The sequence below is a fragment of the Paenibacillus sp. LX16 genome, from assembly GCF_036252815.1.
In the GTDB taxonomy this organism is placed as follows: domain Bacteria; phylum Bacillota; class Bacilli; order Paenibacillales; family Paenibacillaceae; genus Paenibacillus; species Paenibacillus polymyxa_B.
Genome location: NZ_CP141152.1, coordinates 2,814,715 through 2,839,553, shown reverse-complemented (window position 1 = coordinate 2,839,553; position 24,839 = coordinate 2,814,715). Strand labels below are relative to the sequence as shown.

The 24,839-nt window shown below is 43.6% G+C and carries 18 protein-coding genes and 3 pseudogenes; 3 read left to right on the top strand and 18 right to left on the bottom strand.

Going from position 1 to position 24,839, the window contains the following annotated elements:
• Positions 1–131 precede the first annotated feature (131 nt).
• Positions 132–1,013 (bottom strand): pyridoxal 5'-phosphate synthase lyase subunit PdxS, encoded by an 882-nt coding sequence (pdxS, locus tag T3H97_RS12495; protein WP_328802722.1) that lies wholly within the window; start codon positions 1,011–1,013, stop codon positions 132–134.
• Positions 1,014–1,169: 156 nt separating this feature from the next.
• Positions 1,170–1,913, bottom strand: coding sequence for a YggS family pyridoxal phosphate-dependent enzyme (locus T3H97_RS12490; RefSeq protein WP_328802721.1), 744 nt, complete (start codon positions 1,911–1,913; stop codon positions 1,170–1,172).
• A 560-nt stretch (positions 1,914–2,473) separates the two neighbouring features.
• Here T3H97_RS12490 and T3H97_RS12485 point away from each other — a divergent pair.
• Positions 2,474–2,611 (top strand): annotated as a pseudogene (locus tag T3H97_RS12485) (transposase domain-containing protein); the annotation flags it as partial.
• Here the strand turns inward: T3H97_RS12485 and T3H97_RS12480 are convergent.
• The 3 genes from T3H97_RS12480 to T3H97_RS12470 form a co-directional block, all read right to left on the bottom strand.
• A complete protein-coding gene (locus T3H97_RS12480) occupies positions 2,592–2,810 on the bottom strand; it encodes a transposase (RefSeq protein WP_328802720.1) in 219 nt (72 codons plus the stop codon). The pseudogene T3H97_RS12485 and the gene T3H97_RS12480 sit on opposite strands and share 20 nt — an antisense overlap.
• Entirely contained in the window at positions 2,811–2,960 is a 150-nt protein-coding gene (locus tag T3H97_RS12475) for a transposase (protein WP_328802719.1), read from the bottom strand.
• A gap of 88 nt (positions 2,961–3,048) precedes the next feature.
• Positions 3,049–4,554 (bottom strand): alpha/beta hydrolase family protein, encoded by a 1,506-nt coding sequence (locus T3H97_RS12470; protein WP_328802718.1) that lies wholly within the window; start codon positions 4,552–4,554, stop codon positions 3,049–3,051.
• A 378-nt stretch (positions 4,555–4,932) separates the two neighbouring features.
• Between T3H97_RS12470 and T3H97_RS12465 the strand changes: the two are divergent.
• Positions 4,933–5,116, top strand: a pseudogene (locus tag T3H97_RS12465) (TetR-like C-terminal domain-containing protein); the annotation flags it as partial.
• A gap of 118 nt (positions 5,117–5,234) precedes the next feature.
• Here T3H97_RS12465 and T3H97_RS12460 read toward each other — a convergent pair.
• From T3H97_RS12460 to T3H97_RS12400, 13 genes and pseudogenes are all read right to left on the bottom strand, one after another.
• Positions 5,235–5,991: pseudogene (locus T3H97_RS12460) on the bottom strand (alpha-amylase family glycosyl hydrolase); the annotation flags it as partial.
• 62 nt (positions 5,992–6,053) lie between these two features.
• Complete coding sequence (locus tag T3H97_RS12455; protein ID WP_134902449.1) at positions 6,054–6,938, bottom strand: IS3 family transposase; 885 nt, start codon at positions 6,936–6,938, stop codon at positions 6,054–6,056.
• Complete coding sequence (locus T3H97_RS12450; RefSeq protein ID WP_025722639.1) at positions 6,893–7,207, bottom strand: helix-turn-helix domain-containing protein; 315 nt, start codon at positions 7,205–7,207, stop codon at positions 6,893–6,895. Before T3H97_RS12450 ends, T3H97_RS12455 begins: the two co-directional genes overlap by 46 nt.
• Positions 7,208–7,326: 119 nt before the next feature.
• Complete coding sequence (locus tag T3H97_RS12445; protein ID WP_328802717.1) at positions 7,327–8,220, bottom strand: carbohydrate ABC transporter permease; 894 nt, start codon at positions 8,218–8,220, stop codon at positions 7,327–7,329.
• Between the two features lie 13 nt (positions 8,221–8,233).
• Positions 8,234–9,148 carry an ABC transporter permease gene (locus T3H97_RS12440; RefSeq protein WP_328802716.1) on the bottom strand — a complete coding sequence of 305 codons (915 nt, stop codon included), beginning with the start codon at positions 9,146–9,148 and terminating at the stop codon, positions 8,234–8,236.
• 62 nt (positions 9,149–9,210) lie between these two features.
• Positions 9,211–10,947 (bottom strand): type 2 periplasmic-binding domain-containing protein, encoded by a 1,737-nt coding sequence (locus tag T3H97_RS12435; RefSeq protein ID WP_328802818.1) that lies wholly within the window; start codon positions 10,945–10,947, stop codon positions 9,211–9,213.
• Between the two features lie 323 nt (positions 10,948–11,270).
• Positions 11,271–12,929, bottom strand: a complete 1,659-nt coding sequence (locus T3H97_RS12430; RefSeq protein WP_328802715.1) for an extracellular solute-binding protein — start codon at positions 12,927–12,929, stop codon at positions 11,271–11,273.
• Between the two features lie 47 nt (positions 12,930–12,976).
• The gene (locus T3H97_RS12425) at positions 12,977–14,383 is read right to left on the bottom strand and encodes a response regulator transcription factor (RefSeq protein ID WP_328802714.1); all 1,407 of its coding nucleotides are present in this window, start codon (positions 14,381–14,383) and stop codon (positions 12,977–12,979) included.
• A gap of 2 nt (positions 14,384–14,385) precedes the next feature.
• Complete coding sequence (locus T3H97_RS12420) at positions 14,386–16,092, bottom strand: sensor histidine kinase (RefSeq protein ID WP_328802713.1); 1,707 nt, start codon at positions 16,090–16,092, stop codon at positions 14,386–14,388.
• A gap of 400 nt (positions 16,093–16,492) precedes the next feature.
• Positions 16,493–16,624: a hypothetical protein gene (locus T3H97_RS12415; RefSeq protein ID WP_328802712.1), complete on the bottom strand. Its 132-nt coding sequence runs from the start codon at positions 16,622–16,624 to the stop codon at positions 16,493–16,495.
• Between the two features lie 21 nt (positions 16,625–16,645).
• Positions 16,646–16,978 (bottom strand): hypothetical protein, encoded by a 333-nt coding sequence (locus T3H97_RS12410; RefSeq protein WP_250245108.1) that lies wholly within the window; start codon positions 16,976–16,978, stop codon positions 16,646–16,648.
• A gap of 255 nt (positions 16,979–17,233) precedes the next feature.
• Positions 17,234–17,941: a response regulator transcription factor gene (locus T3H97_RS12405; RefSeq protein WP_328802711.1), complete on the bottom strand. Its 708-nt coding sequence runs from the start codon at positions 17,939–17,941 to the stop codon at positions 17,234–17,236.
• Positions 17,934–20,630 (bottom strand): sensor histidine kinase KdpD, encoded by a 2,697-nt coding sequence (locus T3H97_RS12400; RefSeq protein WP_328802710.1) that lies wholly within the window; start codon positions 20,628–20,630, stop codon positions 17,934–17,936. The genes T3H97_RS12405 and T3H97_RS12400 overlap by 8 nt, the downstream gene beginning before the upstream one ends.
• 1,253 nt (positions 20,631–21,883) lie before the next feature.
• Between T3H97_RS12400 and T3H97_RS12395 the strand changes: the two genes are divergently transcribed.
• Positions 21,884–24,715, top strand: coding sequence for an alpha-amylase family glycosyl hydrolase (locus T3H97_RS12395; RefSeq protein WP_328802709.1), 2,832 nt, complete (start codon positions 21,884–21,886; stop codon positions 24,713–24,715).
• Positions 24,716–24,839: the final 124 nt, after the last annotated feature.

Sequence of the window (24,839 nt, the reverse complement as noted above, 5' to 3'; positions counted from 1 at the left end):
GGATAGTTAACTGTACTTTGTGCTGAAAGAAGGAATAGGATAATCCGCATTTCATGCTGATATTTGGTATTCCCCACTGCAACCAAAGCCGAATTCACGTTCTTCAAGCAGCATTATGATCTTCAGTTCTGCTACTGACTGCGTTCCTGCATCCGTTCATGCTCCCGCAGACTGGATATTTCAATCCCTTTCATAGGGGTTCCTAGATTTTTGGATACTTGTGCAATTAATGCGTAATCTTCATAATGTGTTGTAGCTTCTACAATCGCACGCGCAAATTTCTCAGGACTATCCGATTTGAAAATGCCCGATCCGACAAAGACACCGTCAGCACCAAGATGCATCATCAACGCTGCGTCAGCTGGTGTTGCTACCCCACCAGCAGCAAAATTGACCACTGGCAGCTTGCCGGATTCATGAACCAGAAGCAGTTGATCATACGGGACACCAAGCAACTTTGCTTCATTGTAAAGCTCATCCTTCGATAAGCCTTGTACTTTACGGATTTGACCACTGATCAGACGAAGGTGTCGTACCGCTTCTACTATGTTGCCTGTCCCGGGTTCCCCTTTTGTACGCAGCATTGCCGCGCCTTCTTGGATACGACGAAGCGCTTCCCCAAAATCCTTCGCTCCGCATACAAAAGGAACTGTAAACTCGTTCTTGCTGATATGGAACACTTCGTCCGCAGGTGTCAGCACTTCGCTTTCGTCGATGTAGTCAACGCCCATTGATTCAAGAACTTTCGCCTCGAGGTAATGGCCGATGCGAGCCTTCGCCATAACTGGAATGGAAACAACCTTCATTACTTCCTCTACAATCGTCGGATCAGCCATACGAGCTACGCCCCCAGCTGCTCGAATATCCGATGGAACGCGCTCCAGCGCCATAACGGCGGTAGCCCCTGCCGCTTCCGCGATTTTTGCTTGCTCGGCGTTCATCACATCCATGATGACACCACCTTTTTGCATTTCTGCCATCCCTCTTTTAACCCGCTCTGTACCTGTCTTCATTTTTTTGTCTCCTAATTTTTCTGAATTTTTGTATTCGACTCGCTTTATATTGTTCTTAAAGATTTTGAAGAGAATTACCCTGAACCAACAGTAGAGTCAATCTGCTAGGGGTAACATCCACATCAATAGTGATTAATTATTTCCATGACCTCTCTTCTAATCCTCCTGGCGCATATTTTCATTCCAATAATACTCGTCCGGCAAATAACGCGGACCGAATACACTTGTCCCTACACGGATAATAGTAGCCCCTTCTTCAATAGCCACTTTGAAATCTCCGGACATTCCCATTGAAAGGATATCCATTTCTACACGCGGGAACTTTTTCTCCTTTATTTGTGTTTGAATAGATTTTAATAATTGGAAACAGTGCCGGGTCTCATCGTTTGTGGCATTTAGTTTACCAATCGTCATCAAGCCTTTTATGTTTAACGTTTCGAACTGAGACAATTGTTCCACCAATTCCAATGCTAATTCAGGCGGAGCACCAAATTTGCTTTCCTCGTAGGAGGTATTGATTTGTACCAGTATATCCATGGTCTTGTTCTCTTTGACGAGATAGTTATGCAACGCTTGCCCCAACTTCAAACGATCCACAGAGTGAATGAGCGTAACATATTTGACAACATCTTTTATTTTATTCGTTTGCAGATGCCCGATAAAATGCCATTCTACCTGTTTGAACTGCTCCATAAGTGGAAATTTGCCCCGAAGTTCTTGAGCTTTGTTTTCGCCAAATAAAGTTTCACCAGCCTGCATGGCTAAGTGGAGTTTTTCGATCGGCACCGTTTTTGTCGCCAACAGCAATTTCACATCTTCTACCTTGCGCCCTGAGGACAAGCAAGCCAATTCCATCTGTTGCCTCACGGTATTGAGATTCTCTTCGACTAAATTCCCCATGTTCTACCCTCTTTCTGCTCTTTATATGTTTTTGTAAATGATAATTTAAATAGTAGCTCACTTTGGATTATAAAAAAACATCCAAAAATCATTTAGTTCACCAATCCATAATTAAACCTGGCGTGAACATTCCATGGACTCGAAAATAGTTGGGCTGCTTTGCCGTTAGCGAGAAGGAAGTCGTTTGATTATAATTTGGTACTGGAGTCAGCCATATTGATGAATAGTTCCTTGTAGTCCATGGTCTAATTACAAATCTAACCTGACTTCTTTGGCCGTACGCTTGGAGTCCAAGTCCGGATACTTTGCATAAAGCTAGTGGTCAGAAATTCGTTGGTCCAAAATTCTATGGGAAAAATATCCTTGTCACCAACCACGATCGGTTGTACTCCGGGGGTTTTCAGCTTTTTTTGGATCGCGATAAATTCATCATAGTTTTTATGTAATTCGCTGATTCCGTGTTTCCGTCTTTTTTGTACGCCTTCGTGCTATAAATGGTTCTATTTGAAGAAGCCACTCGCTCAAATCCTTAACTTAAATATTCAGATTCTCTTCCATAAATCATCGAACTATCGGCCAAGCTCAAATGGTACGAAGAGCAGTTCCGCTTAGCGAAAAAGAAGCGTTTCGGTGCTTCCAGCGAGCAGACGCATCCGGATCAATTAGAATTCCCGTTGTTCAACGAAGCCGAAATGATTGCAGCCCTTTATAGGCTTTTAAGCTGCTATGACCGTTATACTTCTTCACCCAATCTGAGAGTTGTGTTCGGCTGGCGATCTTGTATTTATCGATGATTTCGTATTGCGAATACTCACCGGATTGATAATCCTGAATCGCTTGAAGTTTATGTTCCGCAGAATAACTCCGAGTGTGGGAATGAATTTCTAACCCCTCCATTCACAACTCATAGCGATGTCGCCATTTCACTAAGGTGGTAACGCTGATGTTATGTTTTTTTGCTACTTCCACACGGCTGCTCTGTCCTGCTTTTAACTCATGTATGATGGCTAGTTTCTCAATCGCATTGTATTCGTTTTTCTTAGACAAAATAAAACTCCCCTTCAAGAGGCGGTTTATTTATTAAACCTGTCTACTTGAAGAGGAGCATATCAAAATCGGTAGCCTGTTCCGTAATTTATAATAGCGAGGTTACGAACTTCACCTCCGGAAAGCGGCTATCCGGTCCTTTCATTAAGATTCCGCCTTGATTTTTCAGATACATATCGAAGAAATCCAGCATATAAGCATTGATAACGGAGTTCGCTCTTTCGGGTGCAATCTTTCCTGTAATGCCCAGCATTTTGAAAATCGGAGAAATGAACTGGACGTCGGCAAAATTCAAATGCTCCGTATTTTCGATATAGAGGACTTGTCCCCCTTCGTCGACCGTTTCGCGCATCCGTTCAAGCTCCAACTTTTTATCTTCCGTTACTTGATCCTCCCACTCTCTTGTTGAGCCCATACGGTTAAGCTCTGCATCCGTGTAGACCCGGTTATCCATCACCATTTTTAATTTTTCGAAATAACTTTCCGAGTTGATGAACAAAAACGGCTTTCGCAGACCCTCTCTGTCACGCAGTCGATAAAGCCCTCCATCAAGGTCTATTCCAACCGCGATTCGCGGATCATAAGAAGCGTCATAGGCCGTCGCTCCGCCGATGGAATGACCGAATGCCCCGACATGACCGAGATCAATCCTCCCTTTTAGATGACTTGGAATCTGCCCCGATTGGATGAGCTCGAATTGGTCCAACGCAAACGCCACATCGCCGGTTAAAACTTTTCCCAACTTGTCGCGATTTCCCCTACTCGTCTGGTAATCATGGTCGGGCGAGAATAAGTCGTTGGTTGTGCTGGTCGTGATTCGCCCGTCCGGAAACTCGGTTGCAAATGTATTGTACGTGTGGTCGATCACTGCCACGATATATCCATGACTCGCGAGACTTTCGGCTTGCGACGTGTGGAGGAACCTGGAAGAGCCGTTGCCGGGATTCGCAAGGATCAGCGGGTATGAAGTCTGTGCCGAAGAGACTTCGGCCCCCGAATAAGCATGACTGGATACGTACTTCAGGTGTTGAAAAGTAAACCCGGGAAGGCCATAGTCCGCGGCCATATAACGTAAAATCTGGGTATCGGGAATAAAGGGAGCGTACTTGCCGGTGCCAGCTTGAGCCGGATACCATACCTGAACCATCAATTCCCTTTTACCTGTCGCGGTTTTGCCAAATGTCTCCTCCCGGCTTGGATCGATGAAATGAAAGACTTGCGTGCCTACCTTCAACTCGCCGGTTGGCGCCGGAAAGTCGAATACGGGAAACACATAGAGGAAGCACCCCGTTGCGATCAGCCCAATCACGATAAAAAGGCGGCCCAGCACCCTACGGATTCGCGAGGCAGTCCGAACGACCTTCGGCGTTATGAAAACGTTTATAAGCGAAAGCATAAGCATCAGGATCGTAAATCCGTATAAAAATAAAAGCTGAACCCTGTATCCTTCGACAAGCAAATGTATCACTAAAAAAATGGAGCCTGCTCCGCTTGTCATGAGCAAAGCTGATCTTCGGATACGTTGATTGAAAATGAACAGGAGTGCCAACAGACAAGCACTTGAAAAGAATAGCAGCATTTCAAAAAACCTCACGCCAACTCCCCCTTAAAAATAATCCTATCAATGGATTAGTATAGAGGAGCAGCTAGGTTGATACCATTGATCTAGATGACAATTGCCTTACACTCTTGTAAGGTTGCGCGACGATGGCGCAGAAACGGCATGTAATGTGCTGATTCCTGCCTTTCGGCCGGGGTTGTTTGTTTCACAATTGTGAAGACAGCTCAATTCTTTGCGAAATATCATAGACGAACCCTCCTTGCTCGCATAAAAAATTAATCATCCACTATCACCTATAGTAAAGTGTTAAACCTTAAAATACGCCAAGAACTATCCAGCTCCTACTTTCATAAATATAAAGAGAGTTAAACTACTAATGACTGCATCCCTCCAATCTCCGATACAATGATTTTCAGAACTCGGCTTCTTGCTTCGTTTATGGAACGATTCAAAGGCGAGATTGACCGAGACAGCGGAAGAAATGCGGATTTAAGTGAAGATGTTATGTTGCAATATGCTGTTATGTAGGGGTAATTGAGTGGTGGATCCGGAAAGGAATGCTCATCCGCCGCATGTCATGGCCAACGGATGTTGACATATTTAATTACAGCGGACATAGAAAACAGACCCCGTCGCCGGGGTCTTTTCGCTGTGCGGTGTCGGAATGGTGAGGATGAACGGAAATCCCAGCATACAATCTCTGCGCGATTTGCTCCATGAAGAAGGGTTGCCAACATTTTAAACGATTCTATCCTGTATTCTCCGTCATCTCCCCAACGAGAAACGATTCGGGGTAAGTCGTGATTATTCCAAAACAAACTGTTCCAGGCATCCCCCTTCAGCTCTGTCTGCCATTTAGACAACACTTTTTTAATTCTAGAAAATCTAAAGGCTTTAGATCCCACTTCCCTTTCCCCTCTTGTTCGTCTAAACTAATATGTTCAAATTGAAATACCATTGAAAACTCACTGCCGTCCGGGTTGCTATACAATTTGGCGATCTCTGGCGTAGCGCCCCATGTTTCTCCAACCGTCAGCAGATCTCCAGCTTTTTGAAACGTCTCCTTGCTGAGTTCCCTGATATACTTATGCAGATTCGGCCTGTTGCTGGTAATTTTCAAATCTGGTTCTTTTCCGATTAAGTCAATTACGTCAAGCCGAAAACCGCCTACACCCTTGCTTATCCACCAATTGATCATTTCGTAAATCTCTTGTCGGACTTTTGGTTTTTCCCAGTTGAGATCCGGCTGTTTTACAGAAAAAAGATGTAAATAATATTGTTCTATCTCGGGTACCTATTCCCAAGCTGAACCACCAAATAGCCAAATTGCTCCGACACCGAGTTGCTGCAAATAGTCTAGACGGGAAACAATTCCTTTCAAATCGCCGATTCCATTATCATTACTATCTTGAAAGCTCCGTGGATATATCTGGTTACTACGATCTCTTTCCACCAATTTTTGTTTTTCATTGTTCATTACAACCCTTCCAATACTGGTCAAGACCCCATTTTATAGACACTGAAAAAAGACCCTAGGCTATAAGCTGCTTCCGATACTCTTTCGGAGGCAGCTTATTTAACTTTCGTTGTGGTCGACATTGGTTGTAAAATCGAATATATTCTTCTATTCTCCTTTGTGCCCCGTCCATATTTCGGATATCATATGGGTAGAGCCCTTCCGTTTTGAGATGCGAGAAGAAGCTCTCCATCGAGGCATTATCATAACAATTGCCTCGGCGAGACATGCTGATCCGGGCGCCAACCTTTGGCAACATGTCATGGTACGCATGGGACGTGTACTGGAATCCCTGGTCGCTGTGAACGATGAGGCCAGTCACGTCTTTTTGCTGTTTAAAGGCTTGTCGAAACGTCTGTAAAACCAGTTCGTTATCATTTCTATGGCTCATCTGGTACGCGATAATTTCGTTATTGAACAAGTCTTTAATCGCAGACAGATATAGCCAGCAATCCCCCACACGATATTGCGTGATATCTGTGACCCATTTTTGATTGGGTTTGTCCGCCTTGAAATCCTGTTTTAGCAGATTTTTCGCCACACGACCTTTCGTAGAGGAAGCATAGTTGCAGCGATGTTTCCGGCGAATTTGTGAGCGGATTCCCAAGACCTGCATGAGCCGGAGTACCTTTTTATGGTTCATCCAGACTCCATGATCGTGCTGCAAAAATAGTTGAATTTGGCGATAGCCGTAGACCCCGTTATACTGCTCATACACTTTCTTCACAAGTGCTTTCGCGTCCCGATCTCGATCTGCTCCTCTACGCTTTAAGAAGGCGTAATATCCACTTCTGGAGACTTTGAAAAGCGTACACAGTTTGCTAATAGGATAGTCTTTCGCAGCTTTCTCAATGGTTATATATTTGTGTGCTTCATCTCCTGTATCCAGATTTCCAAACACTTTTTTAGCATATCATTTTCCCGTCTCAGCTTCTGTACATACCTATCCTGATCGATATACTCCTTACGCCGTCCTCGCTGGTCCATGAGCCCGAATTCACCGAGTTGCTTGTATTTGCGCATCCATTCTTTTAATCGATGTCGATCTGCGATCCCAAACTTCTCCATGAGTCTACGATACGTCCAACCTTCTTCAATATGGAGTCGTATGGCCTCTACCTTGGTTTCAAACGTATACTCGTTAAACTTTGTTCCCTTTTTCGCCGGCATAAAAAATGCACCCCTTAGATTTCATCGGATAAACCAGGGGTTTATTCCAATGTCTATTCTAAGGGGTGCACTTCATACACGAATAGGTGTTTTTATCTTAATCAAGTCACAGCATACAATTACTCTTTTACCGATCCTACAACAATTCCAGTCACAAAATATTTTTGAAGCAGCGGATAAATCAGCAGCAACGGGATGACAGCGACTACGATTTTGGCCGCATTTAGATTTTTGTTTGAAATTTCAGTCAGGTTGCTGAGTTGTGCTGAGTTGGTGCCGGATTGAAGAAGTTCCGCAATATCCACGTTAAGAGACTGAATATAAGTCATTAGCGGATAATTGCTAACTTGGGTCATATAGATCAAACCGCTGAAGAAATCATTCCACGTTCCCACGATACTGAATAATGCTACCGTCGCCAGCGCAGGGATGGACACGGGAACATACACTTTGAACAGGACCTGAAGCGGATTCGCCCCATCGATGAATGCTGCTTCTTCTAGCGCCTTAGGTACAGCAGAGAAGAAGTTCATGACAAGGATGACACTAAATATAGGGACAGCTCCCGGTAGAACAAGCGACCAAATTGTATTAAGCATATCGAGGTTTTTGATCAGTAGATAACTCGGGATCATCCCGCCGCTGAACAGCATGGCAAAAATCATGACATTCATATAAATGTTTCTGCCCCTAAATTCCCTTTTCGACTTAGAGAGCGGGTATGCCATTAAAATAATAAGAATCATGTTGAGAAGGAGTGTGAGCACAACACGTAGAACAGATATGCCAAAGGAACGCCAGAACTGAGCATCATCGATAATTTTTGTATACGCTGCTGTTGTAAAATTGACTGGTACGAGACCTACAGCATTAGCTGACACGGCCTCGCTGCTGCTGAATGAAATCGCAACGATATTCCATAACGGAAGAAGGCAGATCAATGCCAGCAATATGACGATGGCATTGATGACAACCCGGCCAATTCGATCTTTTAGGCTTACAGAATATGACATAGGCTGTGCCTCCTTAGAATATTTTTCGGTCGGTGTATTTTTTGGCCAAATGGTTGGCGGACAATAGCAAAACAATACCGATCACTGACTTGAACAGGCCAACAGCCGTACCGAAGCTATACTGTCGCCCAACGAGTCCAATCCGATATACATAAGTATCCAGAATATCTCCCGACTCATAAACAACCGGATTATACAGATTATAAATTTGATCGAAGCCGGCACTCAAAATATTGGTCAGACTCATCACTCCCATAAGCAGGATAATAGGCAGCATACCTGGCAACGTAATATGCCATACTTTTCTCCACCAGCTGGCTCCATCCATTCCTGCCGCTTCGTACAGACCTGGGTCAATCGAAGTAATTGCAGCCAAATAGACGATGGAATTGTAACCGAACTCCTTCCACACGTCTGTCCCAATAATCAGTGGCTGGAACCAGGTGTTGCTGCCGAGAAAATTAATATTCTCCAGACCGAAAAAAGCCAAAATTCGATTCACAATTCCATCCAAACTGAACATGTTAACAACCACGGACGCTAGAACTACCCAGGATAGAAAGTGTGGCAGATAGACAATTGTCTGTACAGATTTTTTAACGAATTTAATGCGAATCTCATTTAACAAAATGGAAAAAATGATAGCCATCATTGTTCCCAATAGAATCTTGGCAATGGCAATCACCAACGTATTACTAAAAACCTGTGCGATGTCCGGCAGCTTAAACATATAAATAAAATGCTTCAGTCCTACAAATTTGGAGCCAAACATCCCCTTGGCTGGTATATAATCCTGAAATGCCGTAATGACACCGACCATCGGAACATAGCTGAATACCAGCAAAAATAAAATTCCTGGAAGCATCATCAGATGATACATGGCACCCGTGCCCAACCGACCTTTTGCTTTATCATTTCCCTGTTTCATGAATGGGCCCCTTTCCTGAAGAAAGGCTGCGTATCGCAGCCCTTCTAGCAGTTCATGATTATTTATTTATCGGATGCGACCTCGTCTTCAATTTCCTGAATTACCTGGTCACCACCTTGTTTCTTCCAATTGCTAACGAAAGTATCGAAGTAATCCAGAGATTCTGCACCCGTCACGATTTTGATGAAAGATTCCTGCTCCATCTTGGTCAGATTAGCCCATGTCTGTTTCATGCTTGGTGTAGTTCCAGAGAAAGCGGGTGTCATCCAAACGAATTTGTTTTCCTGTGTCAGTTTATCGATGAGTCCCACTCCGTTAATACGCGAGTGATATTTCGACCAGGCTGTTACGTTATCCGTATCCATATCGCTCAAGTAGGTTTGGATACTTTCAATATTGTTTTTTGATTCTGTTGTCCGGACCTGATCCAGACTAATCTCCCCTTTAATCCCGCGAACAACGTCAGAGTAATCATCCAGCAGCGAGGTAGCCGAGTTGACTTCAATATTAAAAGGTCTGGTAGAACCGTCTACACCGTTCTCTTGATACTTGGCGGCTTCTGGCATAGATGTTTCCACATTTTTATCATTTGCCAGTTTATCGTAGAAAAGGTTTACTATTTTAACGGCGAGTTCCGGGTGTTCATATCCTTTTCTCACAACGATAAACTGATTGGCTGGATTGGCGTGTGCCACGTTTACCTTTCCGTCTGCATCCTCCAAAGTGTAAGCCGTGAATTTCGCATTCTTATCCATCTGCTTCACGCTGCTCAGACCCCAGTCGGGAATATGCCATGGTCCAAAAGCAATACCGCTTTGGCCGTTGGTATACAGTGCCGTAATATCATCAAATGTGCGGGTTCCAAATTGCGGGTCGATGATGCCTCTCTTGAACCAATCTACCATGACGCCTAACATCTGCTTGGTTTCCTTTGTTGTCGAGCCATAAACAATGCTGCCATCCTTCCCCTTCATCCAGTATTGAGGGAATGCACCCTTGGTGGAGGCAACTCCCAGCATGGTATAGGCGGAACCATTATAGTCACTTGTATTCAGGGTGTTCACAAAGGGAATGCCTACCGGTTTCCCGGATTGGCCAGGATCTCTTTTCAGGAATGCCTCGGCCGTTTTCTCCACATCATCCAGCTTGATGGCCCCGTCTCCGTCTGCATCAAGTTGAATTCCCAGTAAATCCAGCCAATCCTGACGAACCCAGACCATGGTTGGCGCGGAATCTAGGGAAGTAGCCGGAAGTCCCATTAAGCGTCCATCTATCATCGCATTATCTAATGCACGGCCCTCATAAGATTCGTAAATGTTCTTGATGTTATCTGTGGCATACTGTTTGTAAATTTCCGTCATATCTTCAATCAGATCATTATCAACCAGTTCTTTGAGTTCATCCTTGGAATCGACACGCATCATGTCAGGCAGTTCCCCAGAGGCGATGGCGAGAGAAACCTGACGGCTGTAATCTTCTCCGTTGGCTTCAAATTGGTCTTTAATCTGAGCGTTAAACGTTTCTTTGACCAGCCGAGTGTACGCGTTGTTCTCATACGTATCTCCAGCCGGCAGTTTCGGGTTGGCTGTAGTCACTCGACCCATCGTTACGGTTATTTCGTCTTTATAGGCACTGAATGGGTCTCCCGGTGTTGCCTCATACTTGCCCGCTTCCTCCGCAGTGGGAGGGTTGGAGGAACCCCCACAGGCTGCAAGGGTTGAAATCATCAAGGCAGACATCGACAGCACGGCCAGACGTCTCGTCAACATTTTTCTTTTTATGAACCATTTAGTTCTCATCACATTCGATTCCCCTTCGTTCTGAATATTTCTCTACCATTTTTGTTTACGCTTTCATTATAAAACTCGGAGAAGACAAATCGAGATAGGGATTGAACGTCTGTTTGGATAGAGAGATGTATACGGTTTCATTCGAGATCATGAAGCCATAGTTGGCTTGTAAGCATTTACCCTACCTACCGACATACATTTGTCTATCCTTACTTACTAATCAAAGTGAAGAACAAAAAAACCGCAGCTCCTGAAACAGGAATCTGTCGGCTTGATTAATGGAATTACAAAAGTGTCTTGTAGAATTGATCGTATCACATTCAAGATGGTCTTCAGCGATGATTATGGGATGTGGTCACCTCCACAGTCACTTGATCGCCCCCTTGTTCCTTCCACTCCTCGACAAATTGATCAAATGAATCGATCGGTTCAGCGCCTAAAATAATTTTCAAAAATGTATCATGTTCCAGTTTCGATAGTTCACCCCAGGCCTTCTCCATCGTTGGAGTTCGTATATAGGTAAGGCTTCGAATTTTATGGATGTTTGGATCGAAGAAATTTCTTCCGCCTACAAGAAGCGAATAACCCCGCATAAAGCTGTCGCTGTGTTCATTCCAATAGGAAATACCATGCTGATCATAAGGCTTCAATTTGGTTTGTTTTATCGTCGAAACCAAGTTTTCCAGCAATTTGTATTCAGACTTGTCCTTGAAATCAGCGGGTGTTTTGGTTCCCATCAGAATATCCTGCGCGGCCTTCGATTCATATCGTGCCTCATCTGCCGGAGCAAAGAAATTGCGGCTCAGCATAAAACGCGTACCGTACTTGAACTCATCACGAAGGTACAGATTGTTAATTTTAATGATCGCTTCGGGATGAGCATATCCTTTTCGTACCACCAAGAATGAACTTGACGGATTATCCACCTTCACAAGGTATGCTCCGTTTGCATCCAGCGGGAGTGCGTATGCTTGCCAGTTCGCCTTCGGCTCGTTCTGCCAAGCGCTCGGAAGGGGCCAGTACCCAGCATAGAAACCTTGAAAGAACATCCCCGCCTGACCGTTAATGACCGTTTCCTCCGCTTCTTTGCGGATGCCCATTTCTGGATCGAGAAGGCCTTTGGCGTACATCTCACGCAGCTTGACCAAGGCGTCCTTCGTTTCCGGTAGAACCGAACCGTATACAGGTTTTCCATCTTTGCTCAGCCAATATCCCGGGAAAGATCCATATGCTGCGAAGATCGGCGTTAGATCAAAAGCAAAAGCACTGTTGTTGAAATCGTTATACAGTCCAGTGCTTGAAGCAAGGCCAATCGTATCCCGCTTACTGTTTCCATCCGGGTCATTCTCCACAAAGGCCTTGGCGATAGCTTCCAGATCATCTACCGTTTTCGGCGGCTTCAGTCCAAGACGATCCAGCCAATCCTGTCGAATCCAGAGCATGCTGAAGTCTTCCGCTGTCACAGACGGAACAGCCATCATCTTGCCATCGAAGGTCACTTGTTCCATAGCTAATCCGTTTGTGCTGTCGATAATTTTTTTTATTTCCGGTGATGCGCTGCTATTGTATGCCTCGGTTAGATCTTCAATTTCTCCAGCCTTGATCATCTCGTTCAGCTGCACCTGATTTACAATCATGGCATCCGGCAAATCATTGCTGGCGATAGCCAGATCGATTTTCTGACCCAGATTTTCCTTCGACACCTGCCATAATACCTGGACATCAATGTTAAGGTTTTGTTTAATTATCGTTTTCCACATATTCTTCTCAAGTGTTTCTCCTCCGGAAAGATCCGCGCCCGTTGGGTCTACCACATATCCCAGCCGGATGGAAACGGGGTGTTCATATTTCCCCAATGGATCGGCAGCAGCAGTGTCCGAGATTGTTTTCGTTGGTCCCATTGGCGATTCCCGGAAGTATGGGCTGCTGAAATATACTGTCACTGCAATTAAGCTGACGACAAGAACACATGTAGCCATCTTCTTAATCATCGCTTCCCCCTCTTTCGCCCGGATTATTGGTCATCTGGGAGAGTACGCTATCTATCCCCTCTGCCGAGCTGTCGATATTCGCTTGGCAGCAGACCTGTCAATTCGCGAAAAATTCGGCTGAAATATTTTTCATCCGTATAACCCACTCGCTCCGCAATCCAGAAAATCGTGTTGGTTGTATTCAATAAATACTCTTTAGACTTCTCTATTCGCATAAATCGAGAGTACTCATTAAAGGTTTTCCCCATCAAATCCTTGAAGCATTGACTGAAATAGCTTCGGCTGATGTTCAGCTGTTGGGACAGACCTGAAGCTGTAAAAGCTTGGTCCAAATCATTTTGCATGATCATAATTGCTTTTTTCACGGCGTCTACAATTTCTTGTGAATATGAAGTCTGTTCATCTGCCTTACGAATGTCCACAGAGGTCTGCTTGATCCAACCTTCTACCTCGTACCAGGATTGAAAAGAATGGATCATTGAGATTCTACCCAGCGTACTCTGAGCAAAAAGGTGATTCCATTCCATAACTATAGAATATAGCAAACCCATCAGCTGGCCTTTATGCAGTCTTAGTGATTTGAACTGTTCAATCAGTTGGTTGTAGTAACTGTCGTTATGGGTCCATGGTGATAGGAACCAACTTTGCTTAATACGATCCATGTCTTCATCTTGCGGTTCTATTGGAAAAGAGTCCTCCACATTCATCGAAACGGAAATGACAGGATCATAAGGATTGTATGCATAGAATAAGGACGTTTCTGTATAATTCATAATCCAGTTTTGGATTTGCGACCATGTTCGCTCTTGTACATCGGACAGAACCAGCAAGGCTCCTTGGGGAAATTGATCCAGGTATCCCTTCAGTTTATGGAACAGCTGATCCTCTAGGTCCATGGGTGCCGTCCACATCCAGCTGTTCCGTTCAACCTCCCATCGGATCTCATCTACATTGGATGTCAGTTCAATCGGCCAGTTCTGTCCTGACTTGCGATCCAGTGAAACAAGTGCATATACATGGCGATAATGGACATTGGTCTCACTTAGCAGCGGCAGCTTTCGTCTTGTATTCGCCAGCTCGTCAATCCGGGTATGTATTCGATGCAGCACGTGTTCGAATTGCTCCTTCTCGAGCTGAACTTTGGCTATATAATCGATGGCTCCCAGCCTGAGCGCTTCCTGGATATAATCGAAATCTTGATGCAGTGTTAATACGACAATATGTAGTTCTGGATAGAGCTGCCTTGCAGCTCGCATCAGTTCAATACCTGACATTACCGGCATCGCGAGATCCGTCAACATCAGATCGACCGGTTGGGATTTCAGAAAATCCAGTGCTTTCAACCCGTTACTTGCTTCTCCTACAACCTCCATATTGAACTCGTTCCAGGGCATCGCGGAGCTTATTCCTTTTCGTACCAATTTATCGTCATCCACAATCAACACCTTAATCATCCTTAGACATCTTCTCCTTTGATAGGAAGTATGAGCAGTATACTTGTCCCTGTACCCAATTCACTTTCGATCACCAGTTGTGCTTGATCTCCGTACTGTGCCCTCAACATGCGGTGGACATAATTGAGTCCGATGCCCATCCCTACTTTTTTATGTTCAGCTATACGATTGTTCAGAAGTCTTTGAATCGCTTCCTCGGTCATACCTGCTCCATTATCCTGTATTAAAATATTCAGCGTTTTGGCGAGTGTAACTTCAATTTGAATAAAACCTTCGTCACTCAGTCCATGATAAAGTGAATTTTCAACCAACGGTTGCAGAATAAAACGAGGCACAGGTATTTGAAGCACTTGATCATCCGCTGAAATACGCACGTTAAATTCAAAGTCATATCGAATTTGTTGCAGGATTAGGTACTGTCTTAGCGCATCAATTTCCTCTTCCATCGTGGATACTTGCCCTAATTTACCTAAATTGTAATACAACAACTTGTTCAAGGATTGCACCAACTTGTCAATCTCCCCTTGTCCGTTCATAACTGCCAACCAGTGCACAGTATCCAGCGTATTCATCAGAAAGTGAGGATTGATCTGATATAACAATTTTTCCACTTCCAAATCTGCACGAATCTTCTCTTTTTGCTGCACTTCCTTGAACAGGTCGCCGATTTGATGCTGCATATTTGAGAATTCCCCCAGCAGAAAGTCAAACTCGGGAATTTGAGTGCGGATCTGGCTGCCTGCCTTTTGTGGATTCTGAGACATTCCGTTAATTTCCGAATGGAACAGACCGAGTGGTTTGTAGACGGTCTTCCACAGAAGCCAAGCAAGAAATACGGTAAAGCCGAAAAAAAATAAAGCGACCAGTAATATTTGAAGCAACCACTGGTTTTTCTCCTGTTGATACTTAGCCTGCGAAATTACCGATATGACGCTCCAATTCTGAGAGGAGTCCTCCTTAAACCAATGGTAATCACGGGATATTCCGTCTTTTGCAGTACCTTTCGATAAGCTGGAGAAATTCTCCCCGACCTTCATCGCTTCCGGAATTTCACTGTAAACAATGTTGCCCTCACCATTCAAGATCAAATGCGATAAAGCTCCTTTGTATTGATTGTAACCCAGTATATCCTGTGTAAGGCGAAAGCCGGATTCGACGTAAATGTATACATCTTCCCTTTGAGGCAGTTGTACCTTTCGCATAGCAGATAAAACGAGCTGATCATCAAATCGGTTCATACTGATATGGGGACCATAGTACGCAATGCCATATGATTTGAATAGCACAGGCAAAGACTCGGGGGAAAAACGATCTTTGATGGGAAAGTTAGCGAACTGTGTAGTGCCTTCTTTCTGGAAATAGTATAAGATCAGACCTATATTCGGATTAGTAAACGTTACGACATTTAACTCATTCTTTAATTCATCTCTAGCCTCAATCAATTCAAATATATTGGAGGAAGGCTTCAAGACTTCATCCAGTTTCTTTCCTAATGTACCTCTATATGACAATTGCTGAGTAACATGATTCAGGTTGTTAATTGAATTCTCCAGTGATGAAGTTACCTGCTGTAGATTGCTCCGAATTCCATCATTGATTTTATTCGCAAAAATGGAATCAATGGTATAGTAAGAAATTACAAATATACTAATAAAGGGGATAAATGCGCTGAGAAAAAACAATAAAAAGATTCTTTTTTTAAGTGTCATTCCGACCCATTCTCCTTAGGTAAATGAAAGAGCAAGCCCCTGGTTATGGAGCTTGCTGTTTATGAACAACAGCTCTATCAATTATCGTATTCCTCATAGGCAGCGACCTATTTGAAAGATGGCGACATCTCAATCCGATTCAGATTGAAAAAATCATGATACTTCCATCTCTGTGAGGTCCAATTCTGTTCATAATTATAGATTGATATTCAAATATGTCAAACGCTTTCATGAAATTCATAGCACTCATTCTCCCTTCCTCTTTGCATACATCGACTTGCCGTTTTTAATTGCTTATTGTAGTTGAATTTTCTGCATGTAAAAAAGGCTCACTCCGTCTTCAACAAGTGGAATAAGCCTTCTAAGCTTTCAATAACATTTTCTATTCCTAATTCAATTCTTACAAATATTGTTGTTGATCAGGATTGGATGCCAAAGAAACAAATAATTTCTCTCCTGCACTCAGCGCTTGTAGAAATTGTTCTCCGGCCAGATTGGGAGCAAACACCAATAACAGGGCCTGACGACTCATATTTTGCCTTCTTTCTGAGGTTTAGCTGTAAACCTCTTGTCCCAGCACCCGATTTACAGCCTTGATAAAGGCAAGATAACCACCATCGGTATCGTTCCGATGAGGAAGAGCCAAAAGCATTGTCTCTTCAACCTGGTTATCGTCTAACTCATAGCTGTTTGTCAGGATTTCTCTGATCTCATCGACGGGTGTACCGAGAGCAAACTTCTGAGCTGCTTTATAGATATTATAGTTCTCATAGATATCCTTCCGTGTCACCTTCTGCAAATCGATAAAATCATATATTTTTTTAACGGAATACAGCACTGCCAGCACGATTGAGATCAGACCCGCAATTGTTAAAATTTCATTCATTCCTCATACCTCTTTCCCTATCACTCAGTTGAACGCTTAGCCGATGAAACAGACGAACAAGGTAGTGCCCATCTCACATGCCAAACCTCCTTATCCTCTTTACTTCCGAGTTCAGCGTAACATTTTCACCATTAGTTTAGGATTAGGGTTTTCATATAAGTATAAAGATCATCTTAAGATTTAGATGGCAGATGAAAAATAAAGAGACCATGCTCCATAAGAGCATGATCTCTAATTACATAATGGTATTGTTACCTAGCCATCATCTCCAACCTGAAGCATACGGTAACCAACTCCGATATGTGTTTGAATAAACTTTGTTTGTGATGATGTTTTTTCTATTTTTTTTCTCAGCGTTGCCATAAACACACGCAGGGCAGGAATGTCATAGCTGTGGCTGCCCCAGATTTCATGCAGGATAAAATTATGGGTCAGTACTTTGCCTACATGCTTTGCCAGCAGGCAAAGCAGTTTATATTCGCTTGGGGTCAGGTGAATTTCTTCTTCACCGATCCATACGCATCCTGCTGCATATTCAATTTTCAAATTTCCATTTATAAAGCTGGAAGCATCCTTCAGGAGCTTATCACTGTCATTTCGAATTCTTCGTAAACTGACTCGAAGTCTGGCCAGTAGTTCTTCTACACTGAAGGGCTTTGTTAGATAATCGTCCGCTCCGGCATCCAGCGCATCTATTTTATCCCGATCTTCGCTACGTGCACTGACCACGATAATAGGCATATTCGACCATGCACGAAGCTTTTTTATGATATCTACACCGTCCATATCCGGCAGCCCCAAATCCAGAATCATTAGATCCGGCTGCTTGGATACTGCTTCTAAAATCGATGCTTCCCCTGTTTCAGCCGTATGATATTTATAGCCCTGTGTCTCCAGTGTTGTCGTAATCAACTTGCGGATGGGTTTATCGTCCTCCACAACAAGAATAAAAGGTTTATTCATGGACATTCACTTCCTCAGCTTGCAGGGTAAAGTAAAAAACCGTCCCTTTAGGGACATTGTCCTTAACACCAATAGTACCGCCATGAGCATTCACAATTGATTTGCACAGAGAAAGTCCCAGTCCTAATCCACGACGTCCGTCCCCATGAATGTTGTCGACCGTATAAAACATCTCAAACAGTCTGACCTTGATTTCTTCTGAAGAAATACCAGGGCCATCATCTGAGATTTCTACAACGACTATACGTCTCTCGCGTCTTGCGGAAATCGTGATGTGAGAGCCATCTTGGGTATACTTGATTGCATTATCAACCATATTGATCAATACCTGAACAATAAGCCGGGAGTCCATTCGAGCCATCATCAATTCATCATCCAATGCCGTCTGAATGACATGCTTCACACTGTTGCGATTCACATGAAGCAGAGCCTCCGAAATGACTTCCTCCATTAATTCTGCCTGAAAATTCAGATTTAGAGTACCACCTTCGATTCGACTAATGGACAGCAAATTTTCTACCAAATTGATTAACCACATGGAATCGTCATATATATCCGTATATAGACCTTTTTTCTGTTCCACGTTTAGTACCTCAGAGTTTCCAAGAAGAATTCCCGCGTTGCCTGAGATGCTGGTAAGAGGGGTGCGCAAATCATGAGAAATGGACCGAAGCAGATCGGCACGAAGTTGCTCCTGCTGGATTTGCATGGAGATTTCTTTTTGTTTTTCGTTCAGCTTTTCTTTTTCCAACGCCAGCGCGCACTCTTCCAACATGGCAATCATCAGGCTTTTTTCAAAAACTTCTAAAGGTTCTTCCTGGTCCATAACAATAGCTGCCACCGCAAGAACCTTATCTCCCCCACGCACCGCATGATATAGGCAATTAGCGCCAAAAAAAGTATCCGTGGTAGCTCCTGCACGCTTGTTGTTCTTATACACCCATTCTGCAATTGCACGTTCGTTGCCTCCTGTGTAGACCCCTGGATCAACTGCCGATTCTTTCTTTGGAAAAACCTGCGGCGCCAACAGTTCCCCTTGGTCAACTGAATAAAAAATGACCATTCTGTCCAGCAACTTTACCATTTGCTGCGCCATTTCATTAATAATAGCCGAAGAGTCTTTGGCCTGTTGCAGTTTCCGGCTTGTTTCCAGAAGCACCTCGGTACGGTAAGCTTTTTGTGCGGATTGACGAGCCTGCTCTCTTACTCGCATAGTCAGTGTACTCGTCATGAAAGAAGCAGCTAGCATAACCAGAAAGGTGACCGGATAACCTGAGTCGTAAGCCTGCAGAGAATAATAAGGCTCGGTAAAGAAATAATTAAACACAAGTACACTCATAACGGAAGAAATGGCGCTATACATTCTGCCCTTGGTCACAATTGCATTTAACAAAACCCCCAGAATATACACGGTGATAATGTTGGCTTCTCGAAATTCCAAATACTTAAACCACAAGCCAATGATTGTGCACACAGCCAAGATAGCAATGGTCTTGATAGTATCAGCCAACGACAGCTTTGGGTATTTTGCGTAAAAAGGCAATCTTTTATAGAAGGAAGACTGAGTATAGGGGATAATATAGATTTCAATATTAGGAAGTAAGGCCGTTAGTTTATCCATTACATTGGATTTTGCAAGGCCTCTCCTCTTGTAAGGGGAGCGTCCTAGGACAATTTTCGATACACAGCTTGTTTTGACATATTCGGCAATCTGTCCTGGAATATCGTCTCCATACATCGTTGCGATTTGTGCACCCATTTGCTCAGCCAGCCTAAGGTTTTCCCTTAACTCCGCTTTATTTTTTGGTGTCAATTCTCTCGCTTCCGGTGTTTCCACAAACAACGCGGTGAAATGACCATGAAAAGCTGCCGCCATTCTTGCTGCTGTTCGAATCACTTTCTTATTGGAAGCAGCTGAAGACAGGCAGACCAGAATATGTTCTTTCGTATCAAATTCATTTGTTTTCGCCTGCTCACTGATTTGCTCCGCGATTCGGTTTAACTGGCTTGCTGTATTACGCAAAGCAATTTCACGTAGAGCCGTCAGCTTCTCCTTGGTAAATAAATGAGCTTGTGTATTCTCCTCCTCAGGATAAATCTTTCCCCTATTCAAACGTCCTATCAAATCATCCGGTTCAATATCGACTAATTCCACCTGATCAGCACTGTCAAATACACTGTCCGGTATGCGTTCGTCAACGGAAATGCCAGTGATGGAGTAGACAATATCCGTTAGGCTTTCGATCTGTTGAACATTCATCGTCGTATATACATGAATTCCTGCGCGAAGAAGCTCCTCCACATCCTGATATCTTTTTTTATGGCGGCATCCTGCCGCGTTGGTATGGGCCATATCGTCCAATAAAATAAGGTCAGGACTTCTCTGGAGCGCTTGGTCCAGATCAAATTCCTTAGTTGAGGATTCTTTATTTGAAATTTTGATGTAAGGAAGAAGTTCAAGTCCTTCCAATAGCGCCGCAGTGTATGGCCGGGCATAATGTTCAATATATCCAACTACAATATCTATACCCTCTTTTTGCTCTTCGTGCGCGTCGTTAAGCATCGCACAAGTCTTCCCAACACCTGGTGCATATCCAATAAAAATTTTTAGTCTTCCTCTTCTTTCCCTTACCGGCAAGTCAGTAATTCGATCAAATATGGACCCGGCATCGTTCTGTTTTGCTGCCATCTTGTGCCCACCCTCTATTATATCTCTCTCAATCCTTAGTATATCATGAGCAAAATCAGTACCGTATTACGAATTTGCCTACAGCATTAAGATTGTATTAAGATCCGCTTTTATGTAATAACATCCTTAAAGAAGCCTCAAAATCCTGATTCTGTCCTAGCTTTCTCAGTGGAAGGATAGCAGCACAAAATAATATAAAAAACTTTCTCAGGCTGGTTAAGTACGAATTTCAAATGATTTTCGGTTTTTTTGAAAATACAGTCAATTTTTCCTGTTTGTAAAAAAATCAAGATTGCACGTTGCTGCAATCTAGCTACTACAGCGTATTAAAGGTTCCACTCATGAAAAATAATACCATCCTTCGTCCTTTCCGGAAGTCCGTAGTTTGCGACAGCCGATAGCTTCGCATCCGAACCGTCTAACTGCCGAAAATTGCATTCGCCTGTGCTTTGGGATTAAAGCCAATCGTTTGCAACAACAATGCGACAAAGAGAACGATACTCCAGGTACGTCTCAAGTGGGGCTTGCCCTCCTCCTCATACTAAACTCTCCTTTTTGATTTTATTTTACGACCAACCTCTCTTGGGAGTTTAGGAGTAAATAAAAGAGGCTAAAAAAGCAAAATGTATACGCTTTTAAAGGGGGCAATCGTTTGCACATAATTGTAATTAGAGACATGGTTTCACTTATTCAAAAATTTGTCAATGCTTATATTAAAGATAAATTCCTAACGGCTTCCCCACCTGCTCCTTGATCCGTTCACTCCACTTTCTTCGTTTAAACATGCGCTTTTTTCTGAAATCCATCTTCTCACTGTTTTTAGCCAAAGCCATCAAAGACCTTAAAAACAGAAGTAAAAGTGAGCAGAAACAATATCATGAAGAAATGAAAGAAAAATGTAAATCCAGCAAAAGAAAGTCAGACAATAAGTATTACGTTGAAAAAATCATCCCCTTTTCAGTACTAAAATATAAACTCTTAAAACCTTAAAATATGTCCCTAGCAATGCATTGACCAGTAAAAGTATGGATGATATAATCATAAAAGGAAAAAATCATTGGTATAGAGCCCTGTGTGAATGGGCTTTTCTCATAGTTTATTTTGTAAGCGCGTACAATGATGCTTTTCCCTATATATTACTGAGGAGGCGATCAATGAACCCATTTTTACCCAATAAATGTCTTTGTTTTTTTACTTTTAATGCAACCGATTGCATTACCTACCCCAATAAATATTATCAGGAGGTTGCTAACTTGCTAAGAAAAAAAACTGGGAGTTTTATTTCTTGGTTGATTATTTTATCACTTTGCTTCAACTTCTTCGGTTTACCCGGCGTAGCTTCGAGTAACAGCGATTATACAGCCACCTACACGAATTCCACAGCGACTGCTCTTCCATCGACAACCGCTTCGATCACGTCTACCGTTACCGCAACGTATGCACCTACCGCAACACCTAAATCAACTCAAACTGGGTTAACGGTTCACTTTAAGAAACCTTCAAGCTGGAATTCAGCGATTCGAATCCATTACTGGAATTTGAATCCGACAACCGTTCCGATAAGCGGGGCGTGGCCGGGAATCCTGATGAAGTCGGATGGAAACGACTGGTACAGCTACACCATTGCCGAGGCGACAGGCTCAAGTCTCATCTTCAATGACAGTAGCGGCAAACAGACGGCCGACTTGTCCCGCAGTGTAAAAGAGGGCTGGTATTACACAGATAACACATGGTATGATGCCAGCCCGGAAATGCCTAAAATTCCGGCGATTTCCGCCTCTCCTGTACCCAAAACTTATGATTCGTCCCAAACGGTGACGCTTTCCAGCACCAACAGTGACGATAAGATTTACTATACGATAGACGGTTCGACACCTACGACCTCCTCGATCTTGTATACCTCTCCAATCCAAGTTGCTTCCTCTTTGACCATTAAGGCCTTCGGTGTTAATTCAATCGGTCAAACTGGAAATGCATCCTCTTTCGATTATGTAATTGACCTGAATGCTGATCTGCAAGCTCCGACAATCACAGCGAATTTGCCTGCAGGGCATTCCAATTCCTCAGTGACTGTATCCTTCACCCTTAAGGATAACAAGGCGGCAACGACTAAGGCATACTACACCGAGGATGGTACGGAACCAACCATAAGCTCAAAAGTCTATATCCTCGGCAACGCTCTGGCCGGATTGACCGGACCGTCCATCCTTATCTCAAAGACCACGACATTAAAATTTCTCGTTATAGACGGCGCTGGCAATCAAACCAAACAAAGCTTTGTTTATAATGTTGGAAATAAAGGTGACTTTCGGGAAGATACTATTTACTTCGTGATTACTTCCCGGTTCTATGACGGTGAACCGAGCAATAACGTGCACGCATGGGATGATGGAAAGGCGCGCAATCCAGATTCGGACCCGGCTTGGAGAGGGGACTTTAAGGGGCTGATTCAAAAGCTCGATTATATCAAAGCCCTTGGATTCAGCGCCATCTGGATTACACCTGTTGTGCAGAATGCCAGCGGTTATGATTATCATGGTTACCATGCAATAAATTTTGCCAAAGTAGATCCCAGATATGAATCGGCGGGAGCTTCTTATCAGGATTTGATCAATGCGGCCCATGCCAAAGGACTGAAGGTTATTCAGGACATCGTCGTCAATCATACGGGTAATTTCGGTGAAGAGAATCTGTACCCCATGTTCAAGAAAGATCCGGCTAAACCCGATACCGCTAACAACTTGGTGAAGACTACGGATAAGTTGCCGCCAAACTATGATTCCATGACACCCGATCAGCAGTATCAGGCAAGGCTCGCTTTAATGAAGACAGAGGGAACGAACAATAACATTTACCATACAGAGAAAAGTCTCTCTTGGGAATCCTATACTGTTCAAACTGGTCAGATAGCGGGAGATTGCGTGGATTTGAACACGGAAAACCCTGAAGTTAACAAATATTTAATAGATACCTACAATCACTATATAGACATGGGTATTGACGCTTTCCGTGTCGATACGGTGAAGCATGTGAGCAGGTATATTTTCAATAAATACTATATTCCTGCCTGGAAAACAAGAGGCGGCTCGGATTTCTATATTTTTGGAGAAGTAGCCACTCGTTACAGAGATGTCTGGAACAGTGGAATTCCAGCGATCTCGACGCCATTTTATACTTGGAAAAGCTCAAAATCGTATCCGGGCGATGGAAAGAATGACTACGCCTCCAATAAAGCGTCAGTTGAACAAGAGTGGGCGGACAACTCTACTACAGCAGGACAGCTAACCTCGAACAATGCTTTCTTAAACGGAAATACCTATCATACGCCTGACTATTCGATGAAATCGGGCATGGATGTGATTGATTTTCCAATGCATTGGGCATTCAAGACTGCACAGGAAGCATTCAGTATGAAAGGTGGCGATCAATACTATAATGATGCTACCTGGAATGTAACCTATGTCGACTCGCATGACTATGCGCCCGACCAGGCTCCGGAAAATCAAAGATTTGCGGGCACACAGGACACTTGGGCCGAGAATCTCGATCTGATGTTCACCTTCCGCGGAATACCCGCTATCTTCTATGGCTCCGAAATCGAGTTTCAAAAAGGGGCAACCATTGATTCAGGTCCAAACGCACCGCTAAGTAAAACGGGACGGGCATATTTCGGCGATCACATTGAAGGCAATGTTACGGTACAAGATTACGGCAAATACACAAATGCTACTGGCACGCTTGCTGAATCGCTCAATCATCCTCTGGCGAAACATATCAGACAGCTTAATTTAATCAGAAGAGCTGTTCCCGCCTTGCAAAAAGGTCAGTATTCCACAGAGAATGTGTCGGGCAATCTGGCGTTTAAGAGAAGATATACCGACAGTGCCAAAGGCATTGACAGCTTTGCATTGGTCACGATTTCAGGAAACGCCACGTTTACCGGAATTCCGAACGGAACCTATGTGGATGCGGTGACCGGTGATTCCAAAACCGTTACTGATGGCAAGATTACTCTGACATGCTCCGGCAAAGGAAATGCAAGGGTATATGTATTGAATGGCAGAGGTGGAATTGGAGAAACGTGAACCTATCTGAAGTAAACGGCAGTATGTCTTAGTTAACTGTTAACTGAAGCAACCTCAGTTCGGTATTGCACCGTGCTAAGGTTGCTTCTATTAAAAAGTACCAACGACAGCTTCTATGTGCGTA